This is a genomic window from Sphingopyxis sp. LC81 (assembly GCF_000756375.1).
Taxonomy (GTDB): domain Bacteria; phylum Pseudomonadota; class Alphaproteobacteria; order Sphingomonadales; family Sphingomonadaceae; genus Sphingopyxis.
The window spans coordinates 293,838-308,923 of record NZ_JNFD01000002.1 but is presented as its reverse complement, the minus strand read 5'-3'; the positions used below and the strand labels follow the sequence as shown (position 1 = coordinate 308,923).

Here is a 15,086-nt window from a genome sequence, read left to right as displayed (position 1 = left end):
GCCCGTCCGATCGCATGGCAAGTCGATTGCGGACCTGAAATGAGGGCGCTAGCGACGAGCCATGACATCGGTTCGTTTACTCCCGCCGGCGCTCGCCGCTGCCCTTCACTCGCTTGGCCTCGCCGCATCGCTGATGGCGGCGGCGCCGTCGTACGCGGCCGAACAGATACTTTACACCAATGTGTCGGTCATCGACGGCACCGGCGGCCCGGCGCGAGCCGGGCAGGATATTTTGATCGATGGCGAGCGGATCGTCGCGGTCGGTGCGCACGACACGCTGGCGTCGCGCGCGGGCACGGCACGCCGGGTCGATCTGTCCGGCCGCTTCGTCATTCCGGGGCTGATCGACAGCCACGTCCACCTCGCCACCCCGCCGAACCGCGGGCGCGCCGAAGCGATCCTGCGCCGCCAGCTCTATGGCGGCGTGACCGCGGTGCGCGACATGGCCGACGATCTGCGCGCCGTGGGCGAGCTTTCGCGCGCGTCGCTGGTCGGCGAGATTCCCGCGCCGGACATCTATTATGCCGCGTTGATGGCGGGGCCGTCCTTTTTCGAAGACCCCCGCGTCCTCGCGGTCAGCCGCGGCTTCACGCCGGGCACCGCGCCGTGGATGCAGGCGATCGACAAAAAGACCGACCTCCGCACCGCGGTCACGCTGGCGCGCGGCACCTCGGCGAGCGCGATCAAGATTTACGCCAACCTGCCCGCCGAGCGCGTCGCGGCGATCACCGCCGAGGCGCACCGCCAGAAGCTGATGATCTGGGCGCACAGCGCGGTCTTCCCTGCCCGCCCCGCCGAGGTGATCGCGGCGGGCGTCGATTCGGTCAGCCATGTCTGTTATCTCGGCTATGAAGCGCAGCCCGAAATGCTCGCCTCCTATCAGGACCGCACTCCCGTCGACGAAGCGCGCCTTGCGCCGACGGGCGACGATCCGGTCGTCGCGCGCCTCTTCGACGCGATGCGGAAGCGCGGCACGATCCTCGACGCGACCGGCAGCCTGTTTGTGAAGTTCGAGGCCCCGCGCAAGGCCGATCCAGGGGCCAAGCCGCTGCGCTGCGACGGCGCCCGCACGATCCGGCTGACGCAGCAGGCGTGGCGCGCAGGGCTGCCGATTTCGACCGGCACCGACTTCGTCAATCCTGCCGGCGACGCCTGGCCCGAAGTCCACGCCGAGCTTCGCTATCTGGCGAAGGACGTCGGCATGCCGCCGCTCGCGGTCATCCATTCGGCGACGCTCGTCGGCGCGCGCGCCGCGGGGCAGGACAAGGATATGGGATCGATCGAGCCCGGCAAGCTTGCGAACTTCGTCATACTGGCGGCAGACCCGCTCGCCGACATCGGTAATATCGAAAAGATCGAAATGACGGTGAAGCGCGGCCGCGAATATCGGCGCGCCGATTATGTCGCGCCGACGGCGAAGGAGCTTGGCAATGACGATTGACCGACGCGCTATGCTGGCGGGTGCGGCGGGACTGGCTGCAACCTCGCTGCTGCCGGGAGCTACCCACGCCGCCGCCCCTGACGGCCGCAAATGGGTGATCGTCAATGCGCTTGGCGGGCTTGCCGACCCGAATATACGCGATGCCCCCGACCCGTTCTCGCCGCGCGTGCTGGCCGAGGCGCATGCGTCGGGCGTCACCGCGATCAACTGCACGCTCGGCTATGTCGCGGGCCCGGCTGAACCGTTCGAAAAGAGCGTCGCCGACGTCGCCGAAATGGACATGCTGCTGCGCCGCTATCCGCGCGACCTGCTCAAGATATTGAGCACCGCCGACATCCGCCGCGCCAAGGCCGAAAAGAAGATCGGGATCATCTACGGCTTCCAGAATGGGGCGATGATGGGCAAGGATGCTGGCCGCGTCGACATCTTCGCCAACATGGGCGTGCGCATATTCCAGCTCACCTATAATCCGGCGAACCAGCTTGGCGACGGATCGATGGCGCCGGGCAATCGCGGGCTCACGCCATTCGGGCGCGAGGTGATCGAGCGGCTCAATGCGCAGAAGATGATTGTCGACCTGTCGCACAGCGGCGAGAAGACCTGCCTCGAAGCCGCGCGCGCGTCGAAGGCGCCGATCTCGATCAACCACACCGGCTGCCGCGCGGTCACCGACCTGCCGCGCAACAAGAGTGACGCCGAATTGCGGCTGGTCGCCGAAAGGGGCGGCTTCGTGGGCATCTATTTCATGCCCTTCCTCAACGTGTCGGGCCACGCCCGCGCCGAGGACGTCGTCCGCCATATCGACCATGCGGTGAACATCTGCGGCGAGGACCATGTCGGGATCGGCACCGACGGCACCGTCGGCCAGATCGACGATCTGCAGGCCTATGAAGCCGTGCTCGCCAAGGAGATCGCCGAGCGCCGTGCGGCAGGGATCAGCGCGGCGGGCGAGCGGCCCGACACCTATCCTTTCGTCGTCGACCTGCGCGGGCCTGACCAGTTTCGCAAGCTCATCGGCCTGCTCGCCGCGCGCGGCTATTCGAGCCGGCGGATCGAGAAGATCATGGGGCTCAATTTCCTGCGCCACGCCGAAAGCGTCTGGGGTGGCTGATCCGATCCGTTTCATCGATGCGGCCGAAGTCCGCGAGCGGCTCGACCACCGGACGTGCATCGACCTGATGCGCCACGCGATGATCGCGCTTGCCGAAGGGCGCAGCCGGCAATTGCTGCGCGGCATCATCGACCTCGACGGCGGCGATATGTTCGGGGTGATGCCCGGCGCGCTCGACGGCGCGGGCTTCGGCGCGAAGATCATCAGCATCTTTCCCGCCGCCGCCGCGCATGGCAGCTCGCATCAGGGCGTCATCATCCTGTTCGACCGCACCAGCGGCGCGCCGGTGTGCGTGATCGACGCCAGCGAGGTCACCGCGATCCGCACCGCCGCCGCCTCGGCAGCGGCAACCGACGCGCTCGCACGGCCCGAAGCCCGCCGCCTCGCGATACTGGGGACGGGCGAGCAGGCGTGGCATCATGTCGCGGCTATCCGCCATGTGCGGCCGCTCGACGACGTGCGAATTTGGGGCCGCGCGCCCGAAAAAGCGGAAGCGCTTGCCGACCGGATCGCCGACGATTTCGACCTTCCCGCCCAGATGGCGGCGTCGGTTGCCGACGCCGCAGAGGGCTCCGACATCATCTGCACGCTGACCGGCGCGGCCGAGCCTTTCCTGCTCGATGCGCATGTCGCCGACGGGACGCATATCAACGCCGTCGGCTCCAGCCGCGCCGGCCCGTCCGAAATCGACGAAGCGCTGGTTGCGCGCGCGCGTTTCGTGCCTGATCATCGCGAGGGCGTGCTGGCGCAGGGCGCCGAATATCTGCGCGCACGCGACGCGGGGCTGGTCACCGACGCGCATGTCCTGCCCGAGATCGGGCATGTCTTTTCGGGTTCCGCGCAGGGCCGCCTCGCGGCATCGGACGTCACCATCTATAAATCGCTAGGTTCGATCGTACAGGATCTCGCCTGCGCCGCCTGGCTTTGGAACACGCCCAGCGATCGCGTACAGGGGGCATAACCGACCGCTTCCATGCTGGCGTCATCGAATTCCTATTCCTCCGAATAGGCTGCATGCGCCGCGGCGATGCGGTAAGGAAAATCATGAGTATCGAACCGACTCGCCCCTCTCGTGGCGCGTCCATGACCACGAAGCCGGCCCGACCCGCCATGGCGGACTATGTCTTCAAGCCCCACGAGCGGCCGACGCTGCCGGGATCGCCCGCCAATCCCGATCATCCGACCGCGCGCATGGTGCGCCATTTTCTGATCGGCTGCCTGATCGGGATCACCGGCGGCCTCGGCAACGCGCTGGTCACGGTCAACCTCAACTTCGCGCAAGGGACGCTGGGGCTCAACAGCGACGAAGCCGCCTGGCTGACCGCCGCCTATTTCATGACCAACGTCACCGCGAACCTGCTGCTCGTCAAGTATCGCCAGCAGTTCGGGCTGCAGCCGTTCATCCGCTACACGCTCGCCGCCTATGCCGTGACGACCCTGATGCACCTGTTCATCCACGATTTCTGGACCTCGGTCGCGGTGCGCGCGATGAGCGGGATTGCGGCGAGCGGCCTCTCGACGCTCACCATCCTCTATTTCTTTCAGTCGCTGCCGGCGTCGAAACGGCTTGCCGCGGTGATGATCGGCATCGGAATTCCGCAGATCGCGACGCCGCTCGCGCGCGTACTCTCGCCGGGGCTGCTCGTCTGGGGCGACTGGCACAATCTCTACTGGTTCGAATTCGGGCTGGCGCTGGCGACGCTCGCCGCGGTGATGGCGCAGCCGCTGCCGCCGAGCGAGCGCGAAAAAGTATTCGAGCCGCTCGATTTCCTGACCTTCGGCCTGTTGGCGCCGGGATTGTGGCTGTTGATCGCGGTGCTCTCGCAAGGGCGGATCCAATGGTGGGCCGAGCGGCCGTGGATCGGCTGGTCGCTGGCGGCGAGCGTCGCGCTGATCGCCGCCGCGGTGCTCGTCGAACATCACCGCAAGAATCCGCTGATCAACACGCGCTGGCTCGGCACCCGCGAGATGCTCCGGCTGATCGCGGTGGCCGCATCGGTCCGCATTCTGCTGTCCGAACAGGCGTTCGGGTCGGTCGGTTTTCTGGGCACCGTCGGCATGATCAACGACCAGATGGTCACCCTGAACCTGATCATCATCATCGCCTCGATCGCCGGCCTGGCTACCGCGGTTCTGAGCTTTCGTCCGGCCCATCTTTCGCAACCGATCATCTTCGCGCTTGTGCTGATCGTGATCGCATCGTTCATGGATGCCCATACGACCAACCTCACCCGGCCAAGCCATTTCTACCTCAGCCAGGCACTGATCGGCTTTGCCTCGCTGCTCTTTCTTGCGCAGGCGATGGTGATCGGCATCGCGCGCACTCTGCTCGCGGGCGGCAAGAATTTCATCAGCTTTGTCGTGATCTTCAGCATGAGCCAGAGCATCGGCGGGCTCGCCGGCGGCACCCTGCTCGGGACCTTCCAGACGGTCCGCGAGAAATATCATTCGCACGAACTGGTCCAGAACATCGTCGCGACCGACCCGCTGGTCGCGGCGCGGCTGGGTGCCGGCAGCCGCGCGGTTGCGGGGACGGTCGGCGACCCCGCGCTCCGCAATGCCGAAGGCGCAGCACTGCTCAGCCAGCAAGTCACGCGCGAGGCGCATATCCTCGCGTATAATGACGTTTTCCTGCTGGTCGGCGTGCTCGCCATCTTGATGACGATCTGGGGCTTCATAATCAGCCGCTCGATCCGTCGACGGAACGAACCGTCGCCGGTAATATTATTGGTACAGCGCGCGCAGTCACAGGCTCAGGCGCAGGCTCAACAGGAACAATGACATGAGCGACGAGAAAGTCGACGCCCCGAAACCCGAACCGGAAATCCCGGCGCCGGCGCCCGAAGCGCAGGCTGCCGCGCCCGCATCCGCCACTCCGGCCGATCCGCAGGTCGATCCGCCGTCGTCCTGGCGGCCGCCCGACAAGTCACCCACGGCCGTGATCGCGATTGTCGCGGTCGCCGTGCTCGCGATCCTCGCGATCCTCTATGCATGGAATCTTCCGCCGTTCTCCGGCTGGTCGGAAGAGACCGACAACGCTTATGTGCGCGGGCGGGTGACGATCATCAGCCCGCAGGTCAGCGGCTATGTCACGCGCGTGCCCGTTCAGGATTTCGCCGAGGTCAAGGCGGGCCAGATCCTCGCGACGATCGACGACCGCATCTATCGCGCGCGCGTCGCGCAAGCCGAAGCCAATGTCGCAGCACAGCAGGCCGCGCTCGCTAATTCGGCGCAGGCGCAGCGCTCGCGCGAGGTCGCCACCGACAGCCAGAACGCCGGGATCGCCAATGCGCAGGCGCAACTGACCAAGGCCGACGCCGATATGCGCCGCGCCCGCGCACTCGTCGCCGACGGTTCGATCTCGACGCGCGAATTTGACCAGACGCGCGCGGCGCTGCTCGCGGCGCAGGCGGCGCTGCAACAGGCGCGCGCCAGCCGCGCGATCGGGACGCAGGACGTCCGCACCGTGGTGGTCGGGCGCGCCGGGCTCGAAGCCGCGGTCGAATCGGCGAAGGCGCAGCTTCGCCTCGCGCAGATCGATCTCGACAACACGATCATCCGCGCGCCCGCCGACGGGCAGCTGTCCGAAATCGGCGTGCGCGTCGGCGCCTATGTCACCGCGGGGACGCAATTGCTGTCGGTCGTCCCGCACCATGTCTGGGTCATTGCGAACTTCAAGGAAGCCCAGACCGGCAACATGGCGATCGGCCAGCGCGCGCGGTTCAGCGTCGATGCGCTGGGCGGCGTCGAACTGACCGGGCGGATCGAGAATCTGTCGCCGGCGGCTGGGTCCGAATTCGCGGTGCTCAAGGCCGACAACGCCACGGGCAATTTCGTCAAGGTGGCGCAGCGCATCGCGGTGCGGATCAAGATCGACGACAAGCAACCGGTGGCGGCGCGGCTGCGGCCCGGCATGTCGGTCGAGGTCCGTATCGACACAAGCGGCGGATCGAAGCGATGAAGGCGCGGCTCGCGCTGACGGCCGGGCTGGCGGCTGCGCTCGCGGCCTGCGCCGGCCCGAACGTCAGGGCGACGAGCGTGGCGCCCGTCGCGCCGCCGGTGGCATGGCGAACCGATGCCGATCCGGCCGCGCCGCTTCAGCGCGACTGGTGGCGCTCGTTCGGCGATCCGACGCTGGTCGCGCTGGTCGACAAGGCGCTGGCCAACAACAGCGACATCGGCGTAGCGGCAGCGCGCGTCCGCGAGGCGCGCGCCAATTTCACGCTCGCGCGGGCGCAGACGTTGCCGACGATCGATGCCGCAATCAGCGGCGGCCGGTCGCGCTCGGTCAGCCCGTTCGGCCATCCGTCGGAGCAGAATTTCGCACAGCCGCAACTCCAGGTCGCGTATGAAGTCGATCTGTTCGGCCGCCTCGCCGACCAGAAATCGGCGGCGCGCGATAGCTGGTTCGCGAGCGAAGCGGCGCGCGATGCCGTGCAGCTGTCGATCGCCGCCGCGGTGGCGAGCAACTATGTCACGCTGCGCAGCCTCGATGCGCGGCTGGAGGTCGCGCGCGAGACGGTGCGCGCGCGATCGGAATCGCTGCGGATCGCGAAATCGCGCGTCGGGCGGGGCTATTCGCCCAAGCTCGAGCTTCAGCAGGCGCAGGCCGAATATGACGCGACGGCGCAGATCGTGCCGCAGATCGAACTCGCGATCGCGCGAACCGAGGATAGTTTGAGCGTTCTTGTTGGCGACATTCCCCGCGCGATCGAGCGCGGCACGCCCCTCGACCGGCTCGCGGTTCCCGTGGTCCCGGGCGGCCTGCCATCCGAATTGCTGCGTCGCCGTCCCGATGTCGCGCAGGCCGAATATCAGCTTGCGGCGTCGGACAAGAATCTCGCCGCGGCGCGCAAGCGTTTCCTGCCGCAGGTGCGCCTGACCTCGGCAGCCGGCGCGGCCTTTTCGACGCTGATCGGCGATCCGATTTCGATCTGGTCGGTCGGCGGCAGCATCCTTGCCCCGATCTTTCAGGGCGGCAGGCTGACGGCGCAGGCCGAAGCCGCGGGGGCGCAGCGCGACCAGGCGGCGTTCGCCTATCGCCGCACCGCGCTGACCGCGTTTCGCGAGGTCGAGGATGCGCTCGCCGCGGTGAGCCGGATCGACGCGCAGATCGCGTTCGCCCAGTCGCAGCGCGATGCGCTCGCCGAGGGGTTGCGGCTCGCGACCAATCGCTACCGCGAAGGCTATTCGCCCTATCTGGAGCAGCTCGACGCCCAGCGCGGGCTGCTCGGCGCCGAATTGTCGCTGATCCAGCTCCGCGCCGACGCGCTCGCCGCGCGGATCCAGCTGTTTCAGGCGATGGGTGGCGGTTGGACGAACTGCAGCGCGTCCGAATCCCCCTGCGCTCCGGCGCCCTGACACCTCGTTCCGTTTAAATCGAAACGCCCGCCACACGCGCGCGCCGCAGGCGGTGATGCCGCGCCCCGCCGCTCGCCCGAACGAGGCAGCCGGCGCAATGGCCCGTTGAGATCCGAAAAGATGCCGGTTGAAAAATCCGGGTTTTTGAAACATGGCTTTTGGCATAAAAACACGCTGATTCATAGGACTATCAGCCCAAGTCGCCCGCCTATCCGGTAGCATATTTTCTATAATTGAAAATTATGTCTTGATCGGGGTTGATTTTTCAAAAAATTCCGACTTTATAGAAAATCGCAAACCCGAGGATCGCAGGAGCCTCGCGGTAAAAATATAAGCGAGCACCGGACAGCGAAATTGCCGTCCACAGGCGAAGGGGATAAATATGAAGTTCGTTCAATCCGGCTTGTATGCGGGCACCGCGCTGTCGATGCTGGTCAGCCTGAACCCGGCCTATGCGCAGTCCGCCACCCCCTCGACCGACATGGTTTCGGACGAGGAAATCGTGGTCAGCGGATCGCGCATTCAGCGCGAAGGGTTCGATGCGCCGACCCCGACAACGGTGATCGGCGAGGCCGAGCTGGCGTTGGGCAACCGCCCGAGCATCGCGCAGGTGCTGAACGACACCCCCCAGTTCCGCGCAACTTCGACGCCGTCGACGACGCCCGGTAACACCAGCAGCGGCGTCTCGACCGCCGACATGCGCGGCCTGGGATCGGTTCGCACCCTCACCCTGCTCAACGGGCACCGCTTTGCCGGCGCCAACGACCTCAACATCGTGCCGCAAAGCCTGGTCAAGCGGATCGACGTCGTCACCGGCGGCGCATCGGCGGCCTGGGGTTCGGGCGCGGTCGCGGGCGTCGTTAACATCATCCTCGACGATGATTTCACCGGCTGGCGCATGGGCGTCCAGAGCGGCATCTCGTCGCGCGGCGATATGGCGCGCTACGGCGCCGACGTCGCGTGGGGCACCGATTTCGCGGGCGGGCGCGGCCATTTCATGGTCGCGGGCGAATATATGAACGAACGCGGCGCGCTCAGCCGCGACGACCGCCCCAACCTCGAGTCGGGCCTGTTCCAGCGCGCCGACGGCAAGCTCGAACTGGTGCGCGATCCCAATTCGACGCAGCTGTACAACGGCGGCTCGATCCTTGGTCTCACCGGCGCGCCCCGCAATCTGGTTTTCAATCCCGACGGCAACATCGGCGCCTTCCCGCTCGGCAGCGTGACGCAGGGCGTCACGACGATCGGCGGCGGCGGCCAGAATATCTTCGATTATGTCGCGGTCAGCACCCCCTATGAACGCGTCAACCTCTTCGCCCGCGCCAGCTATGACCTCACCGACTCGCTCAAGGTCTGGGCCAATTTCAGCTATCACCGCATGGCGGCGGACTATAGCTTCTTCCCCGAAACGCCCGCCGTGGTCATCATGCCCGACAATGCCTTTCTGACGCAGGCGAACCGTAACCAGCTCGCCGCGGCCGGCGTCGCGGGTCCGTTCCTCCTCGGGCGCGTCCTCGACGATGTCGGCGCTTCGGGCGTGATGACGTTCAAATACAGCCGCCGCAATCTCGAGGGTGCGATCGGGCTCGAAGGCAGCTTCGGCGACGGCTGGAAATATGACGCCTATTATAATCACGGCGAAATCCGGCTCAATCAGCGGCTCAACAACCAGCGGATCAAATCGCGCTTCACCAATGGCGTCGACGCGGTGCTGGTGAACGGCACGCCGACGTGCCGCATCAACGCCGACGCTTCGACGACCAACAACGACCCCAATTGCGTCCCGATCAACCTGTTCGGCAATGGCAGCATTTCCGATGCGGCGGCCGCTTGGGCGTTCGGCGGATCGCATCTGATCTACACGATCAAGCTCGATGCGGCGGGCGCCAGCGTGTCGGGTCAGCCCTTCTCGACCTGGGCCGGCCCCGTCGACATCGCCGTCGGCACCGACGTCCGCTGGGAAAAGCAGGTCACCAACTTTGTCGATCCGCTGTCGCTCGCCAACGCGCTCGGTACGCTGAATTCGTCGGCGACAAACGGCAGCTTCAACGTCAAGGAAGCCTTCGCCGAAGTGAACGTGCCGCTGCTCGACATCACCGACACGCTGAAGCTCGAAGTCAACGGCGCCGCGCGCTATTCGGATTACAGCACCAGCGGCGGGATCTGGTCGTGGAAGACCGGCGGCACGCTGCGCGTCGTCAACGACCTGCTGTTCCGCGCCGTCTATTCGCGCGACATCCGTTCGCCGAACATCACCGAATATTATCTCAGCCGCTCGACGAACATCGGCAGTGTCTTCGATCCGTTCCAGGGGCCGAACGGCACGGTGCAGAACAATGTCGTCGTATACGGCGGCGGCAACGCCAATCTGACGCCCGAAATCGCCCATACGCTGACGCTGGGTGGATCCTACTCACCGTCCTTCGTGCCGGGCTTCCGCCTGTCGGTCGACTATTACGACATCGATATCGACAATGTGATCACCTCGGTCACCGCGAACGACATTCTCAAGCAATGTTTCGCTGCCGCACCGAACGATCCGACCTGCAAGGGCACGATCGTCCGCGAAGCCAATGGCACGATCGGGTCGATCACGAACGGCTTCCGCAACCTGGCCAATTACGCGACGCAGGGTCTCGACATCGAGGCGTCGTACCGCGTGCCGTTGGGCGACGGAAACCTGTCGTTCCGTGCGCTGGCGAACCATGTCTTCAACCTGAAGATCAACGGCAATGACGTGTCGGGTTTCGTCGGCGGCGACACCGCCTTCTCGACCCCGAAATGGCGCGGAACGGGCACGATCGCCTTTGACAACGACAGCTTCGGCGCGAACCTGCGTGTCCGCTATGTCGATGGCGGCCTCGACCGCCCGCTGACGGTGGTGAACAATGTCCCCGTTCCGATCGTGAACAACAAGGTGGGCAGCCGCACCTACATCGACCTCGGCGCCCAGTTCAAAGCGGGACCGTTCACTTTGTTCGGCAACGTCAACAACCTGTTCGACCGCGATCCGCCGATCACGACCTATACCAGTCCCAATTTCGACGTGATCGGCCGCTATATTTCGGGGGGCGTGAAGCTGAGCTTCTGATCCTTCTCAACAGCTAGTCCCGGGGGCAGCGGTATCGACGATACCGCTGCCCTTTTTTTTTGGTCGCTTGATCGAAGGAATGGTAGACCTCCGCTTTGGGTGGAAAGCTGCCATCAGATTGTGACATGAGGATGCATGATTGATCCGACACTGGCGGCCGCCGTCAAAGCCATCGCTTCGTTGAAAGGCGAGTTCCGTCTTCGCTCCGGTCAAATTTCCGAAACATATTTCGACAAATATCGTTTTGAAGGTGATCCGGCCCTGCTGCGGCGAGTTGCGGCAGAGATGATCCCATTGCTGCCCAAGGGCACCGAGGTTCTTGCGGGGTTAGAGCTTGGGGGCATACCGATCGCTACGGCAATCTCTCTGGCGACAGATTTGCCCGCGGCCTTCGTGAGGAAGGAGGCCAAGGAATATGGCACTTGTTTGGCTGTCGAAGGGGGCAGCGTCGAAGGCAAACGCGTCGTTCTCATCGAAGATGTCATAACGACGGGAGGTGCCGTGGCAGACGCTGCACGGCTTGTCGAAGATGCTGGCGCGGAAGTCATTGGCGTCGTGTGCGCAATATGGCGCGGAAATGGGTTGCCGCAGATCGCGGCCCTGCCAGAGTTACCGGTGTTTGCCGCTATGACCAAGGACGACCTGCTCTCCTGAACGACAGCAATCGGTCGTTTCTGCCGTTCGAGAACGCAACGTCGCGGATGGCCGATATGGGATGGGGAGGTGGCAGCGCGAGGCGCCGACGGAGAGGCCCCGCAGGGCCCCTCCGTCTTCAGGGAGAGCGTCAGTAATTCACCGTCATCGCGATCAGGCCAAAGGTCCATGCGACATAGAGCGGCATGATCGTCGCAAGGAGCAGGAGCAGCGCCCAGAGAGTGCGGAACCGGCCGCGCTTTTCCTGACGGACGATGCGGAGATTCCATGCCGCGAGCAGGGCGCCGCCGACGAGGACGATCAGTCCGGCGATCTGGAGGAACCAGAGCCACGGATCATAGGAGGGCAGCGCCTTCAGTTTCGACATGCTGATCACCCACGCGGCGACCAGCGCGAGCACCAGCCCCGCGCCGACGCGAACGCCGCGATAGACGCGCAGCGAACGGCGTTCGAGCGTCAGCGGTGCCTTGTAGTGGCGGCGGATCAGCGCCGCGATCGGCCACTGGAGCAAGGTGATCAGCAGGACGCCGAGGCTGATGTACATCGCGGGCATGATCCACCCCGCCGATTTCGACGCGGGGGCGCGGTCGAACACCATGAAGGGCGAAATGCCGTCGATGCTCCAGCGCACGACCTTGCCATCGACAACCTGCGCGGCGAGCCGGCCGTGGCCGTCGGCGTTGTGCCAGACGAAGGGCGCGGTCTCGACCCATTTCGCGGGCTTGCCGTTGAGGTCGCGCGCCGCCGGGACGATGAGTTCGCCCTTGGGCCCGACGCTGATCTTCACCTGTCCGAGCAGCGAGGCGATCGCGTAGAAATTCGTCTCCGCACGGCGGCTGTTGAGCCAGTTGCCCGCGAGCATCCTCGCATGTTCGGCCGACGTCTTCGCATCGACGCGCGTGGCGGGCATTTCGTTGCCGGGCAGATAGCGGTCGGCGAAATCCTCGAACAGCGCGCGACGCAACGGGCCGACCGAGGCCTGCTCGCCCGTCGCATTGAACGACATATAGATGCCGACATTCTCGTTCGTGAACAGGTGGAGCGCAGTGTGGAAAAGCTGCGTGTCGCCGAGGTGCGCGATCACCTGGCGGCTGTTGATGTTGGTTTCGAAAAAGCCGAGCTCCATGCGGTTGAGCGGCGGCAGGATCGTCAGCGGCGTGTCGTGCATCATCCGCGCGGTTTCGGGCTTCATCAGCCCCGCGCCCCGGTTCAGATGCGCGATCATGAATTTCGCCATGTCGGCGCCGGTCGAGGAGAGGCCGCCCGCGGGCGACGGACCGACGATCTCGAACTTCGACGGCCCGGCCGAAAGCTGGCGATAGCCCGTCGCCATCCACGGCGCGAAGCCCTTGGGCAGCGGCTGACGGAAGGTCGACTGCGCCATGCCGAGCGGCTGGAAGATGCGCTGTTCGACATAGTCGTCGAACGACATCTTCGTCACGCGCTCGACGATATAGCCCGCCAGCGCGGTGCCATAGTTCGAATAGGAGGGCGTCGTTCCCGGCGTGTAGATGCGGTTCGGAAGTCCGCCCTTCACAAGATCACCGAGCGGAATCTGGAATTTCTTGTCCTCGAACATGGTGAGCTTGCCATGTTCCTCGAACCCCGCGGTGTGCGTCATCAGCTGGCGCATCGTGACGGGCTTACCGTCCTTCAGCGGAATCTTGAAATCGAGATAGACGTTCACATCCTTGTCGAGGTCGATCTTGCCCGCTTCGACCTGCTGCATCACCGCGGTCCAGGTGAACAGCTTCGACACCGATCCGGGACGGAACAAGGTACGCGCTGGATCGACAGGGGTGCGCTTGGCGGCATCGGCATAGCCAAAGCCGCGCTGCGTCAGAACCTGCCCGTCCTTGACCACGACGATCACCGCGCCGGCGAGATCACCGCGCTTGAGCGCGAAGGGCACGAAGCCATCGAGCCAGCTGTCGACGTCCTGCTTGGTCAGCGTTGCCGATGGAGCGAGCGGGGTCGTAACCGGGGGCGCCGCCTTTTGCACTTCGGCCGCCGGTTTCGGCGCGAGCGCCGGCGCCAGCGGCGTAGCCGGCTTCGACGCCGCGGTGCCGAGCATCATGGCAAGCGGCAGCAGCGCAAATAATTTGATCGAGCGCATTTTCACTCCCCTGCCGCCCGCACCACGACGCCGCGCGCCATGACGAAGCCCATCGTTTCGAGGGTGCTTACATCGGTCAGCGGATCGCCCTTCACCGCGACGATATCGGCCGACTTGCCCGCGGCGAGCGTGCCGATTTCGGATTCGAGCCCGGCATGCGTGGCCGCCCAGACGGTCGCGGACTTGATCGTCTCCAGCGGGGTCAGCCCCGCCTTCACCATCAACGCGAACTCGCGGGCATTCTCGCCATGCTTCGACACGGCGCTATCGGTCCCGAAGGCGATGCGCACGCCGCCCTGATGCGCGCGGCGGAGGGCATCGACCATCAGCGGGCCGACGGTGCGCGCCTTGGCGCGAACCGGTGCGGGCATCCAGTCGGCGGTTTCGGCCTGACGCGCGACGGTGTCGCCGGCGAGCAGGGTGGGAACAAGGTAGCCCCCCTTCGCCTTGAACAGCCGGATCGATTCCGCATCCAGATAGGTGCCATGTTCGACCGAATCGACCCCGGCACGCAGCGCGGCGTTGACCCCGTCGGTGCCGTGCGCGTGCGCCGCAACCTTGCGGCCCAGGCGGTGCGCGGTCTCGACGATCGCGACGAGTTCGGCGTCGCTCATCTGCTGACCGAGCCCCGCCGCGGTGTTCGACATCACGCCGCCGGTCGAGGCGGTCTTGATGACGTCGGCGCCCTGCTGCACCGCCAAGCGGACCGCGCGCGCGCAATCGTCGGCGCCCGAGCAGAGTGTCGGCGCGCGGAACAGGTCGATGATTTCCTGACGATAGCCGTGGATGTCGCCGTGCCCGCCGTGCGCCGCGACGCCGCCCGCGGCGATGATGCGCGGCCCGACGACCTTGCCCGTCGCGGTCGCATCGCGCAGCGCGTTGATCGCTTGCGGATCGGCCCCGAGGTCGACCACGGTCGTGAACCCAGCGCGCACGGTGCGCTTGGCGAAGACGACACCGTCGAACGCTTGGTCGACCGTCGACTTGGTCACCGCGTCGAGGCGGCTCGTCGGGCTCGATTCAAAGGTCAGGTGGACGTGGCTGTCGATAAAGCCCGGCATGACGAACTGGTCGCGGAGGTCGACGACCTTGCCCTCGCCGACGAAGCCGTCGCGGATTTCGGCGATCTTTCCGGCCGTGACGACGACCGTCTTGTTCGTTTCGACCCGGCCGCTCGCGGGATCGGCGAGCAGGCGGCCGGCGTGGATATATGTCGTCGCCGGCGTGTCCTGCGCCGCGACGGGCTGAACCAGCGCCACCAGCGCGAGGCCGGCAAAGATCGTCTTTTTCATCATGCTTCTCCCTGTCCTGT

10 protein-coding genes are annotated in these 15,086 nt (G+C 65.7%); 8 read left to right on the top strand and 2 right to left on the bottom strand.

Translation table 11 applies throughout. The features are described from left to right. Positions 1-61 precede the first annotated feature (61 nt). The 8 genes from FG91_RS03135 (at position 62) to pyrE (ending at position 11,658) form a co-directional block, all read left to right on the top strand. Complete coding sequence (locus FG91_RS03135; RefSeq protein ID WP_037511685.1) at positions 62-1,441, top strand: amidohydrolase family protein; 1,380 nt, start codon at positions 62-64, stop codon at positions 1,439-1,441. After that, positions 1,431-2,552, top strand: a complete 1,122-nt coding sequence (locus FG91_RS03130; RefSeq protein WP_037511683.1) for a dipeptidase — start codon at positions 1,431-1,433, stop codon at positions 2,550-2,552. The genes FG91_RS03135 and FG91_RS03130 overlap by 11 nt, the downstream gene beginning before the upstream one ends. Then, positions 2,545-3,513, top strand: a complete 969-nt coding sequence (locus FG91_RS03125) for an ornithine cyclodeaminase family protein (RefSeq protein ID WP_235211918.1) — start codon at positions 2,545-2,547, stop codon at positions 3,511-3,513. Before FG91_RS03130 ends, FG91_RS03125 begins: the two co-directional genes overlap by 8 nt. Before the next feature lie 122 nt (positions 3,514-3,635). After that, positions 3,636-5,333, top strand: coding sequence for an MFS transporter (locus FG91_RS03120; protein ID WP_052187252.1), 1,698 nt, complete (start codon positions 3,636-3,638; stop codon positions 5,331-5,333). 1 nt (position 5,334) lies between these two features. Next, positions 5,335-6,513, top strand: a complete 1,179-nt coding sequence (locus FG91_RS03115; protein WP_052187251.1) for an HlyD family secretion protein — start codon at positions 5,335-5,337, stop codon at positions 6,511-6,513. Next, complete coding sequence (locus FG91_RS03110) at positions 6,510-7,913, top strand: efflux transporter outer membrane subunit (protein WP_052187250.1); 1,404 nt, start codon at positions 6,510-6,512, stop codon at positions 7,911-7,913. Before FG91_RS03115 ends, FG91_RS03110 begins: the two co-directional genes overlap by 4 nt. Positions 7,914-8,295: 382 nt before the next feature. Further along, positions 8,296-11,004 carry a TonB-dependent receptor plug domain-containing protein gene (locus tag FG91_RS03105; RefSeq protein ID WP_037511679.1) on the top strand — a complete coding sequence of 903 codons (2,709 nt, stop codon included), beginning with the start codon at positions 8,296-8,298 and terminating at the stop codon, positions 11,002-11,004. 135 nt (positions 11,005-11,139) lie between these two features. Further along, positions 11,140-11,658: an orotate phosphoribosyltransferase gene (gene pyrE / locus FG91_RS03100; protein WP_037511677.1), complete on the top strand. Its 519-nt coding sequence runs from the start codon at positions 11,140-11,142 to the stop codon at positions 11,656-11,658. A 130-nt stretch (positions 11,659-11,788) separates the two neighbouring features. Here pyrE and FG91_RS03095 read toward each other — a convergent pair whose 3' ends face one another. After that, positions 11,789-13,774 carry a serine hydrolase domain-containing protein gene (locus FG91_RS03095; protein ID WP_037511675.1) on the bottom strand — a complete coding sequence of 662 codons (1,986 nt, stop codon included), beginning with the start codon at positions 13,772-13,774 and terminating at the stop codon, positions 11,789-11,791. 2 nt (positions 13,775-13,776) lie between these two features. Next, the gene (locus FG91_RS03090; protein ID WP_037511863.1) at positions 13,777-15,066 is read right to left on the bottom strand and encodes a metal-dependent hydrolase family protein; all 1,290 of its coding nucleotides are present in this window, start codon (positions 15,064-15,066) and stop codon (positions 13,777-13,779) included. Between the last annotated feature and the right edge of the window lie 20 nt (positions 15,067-15,086).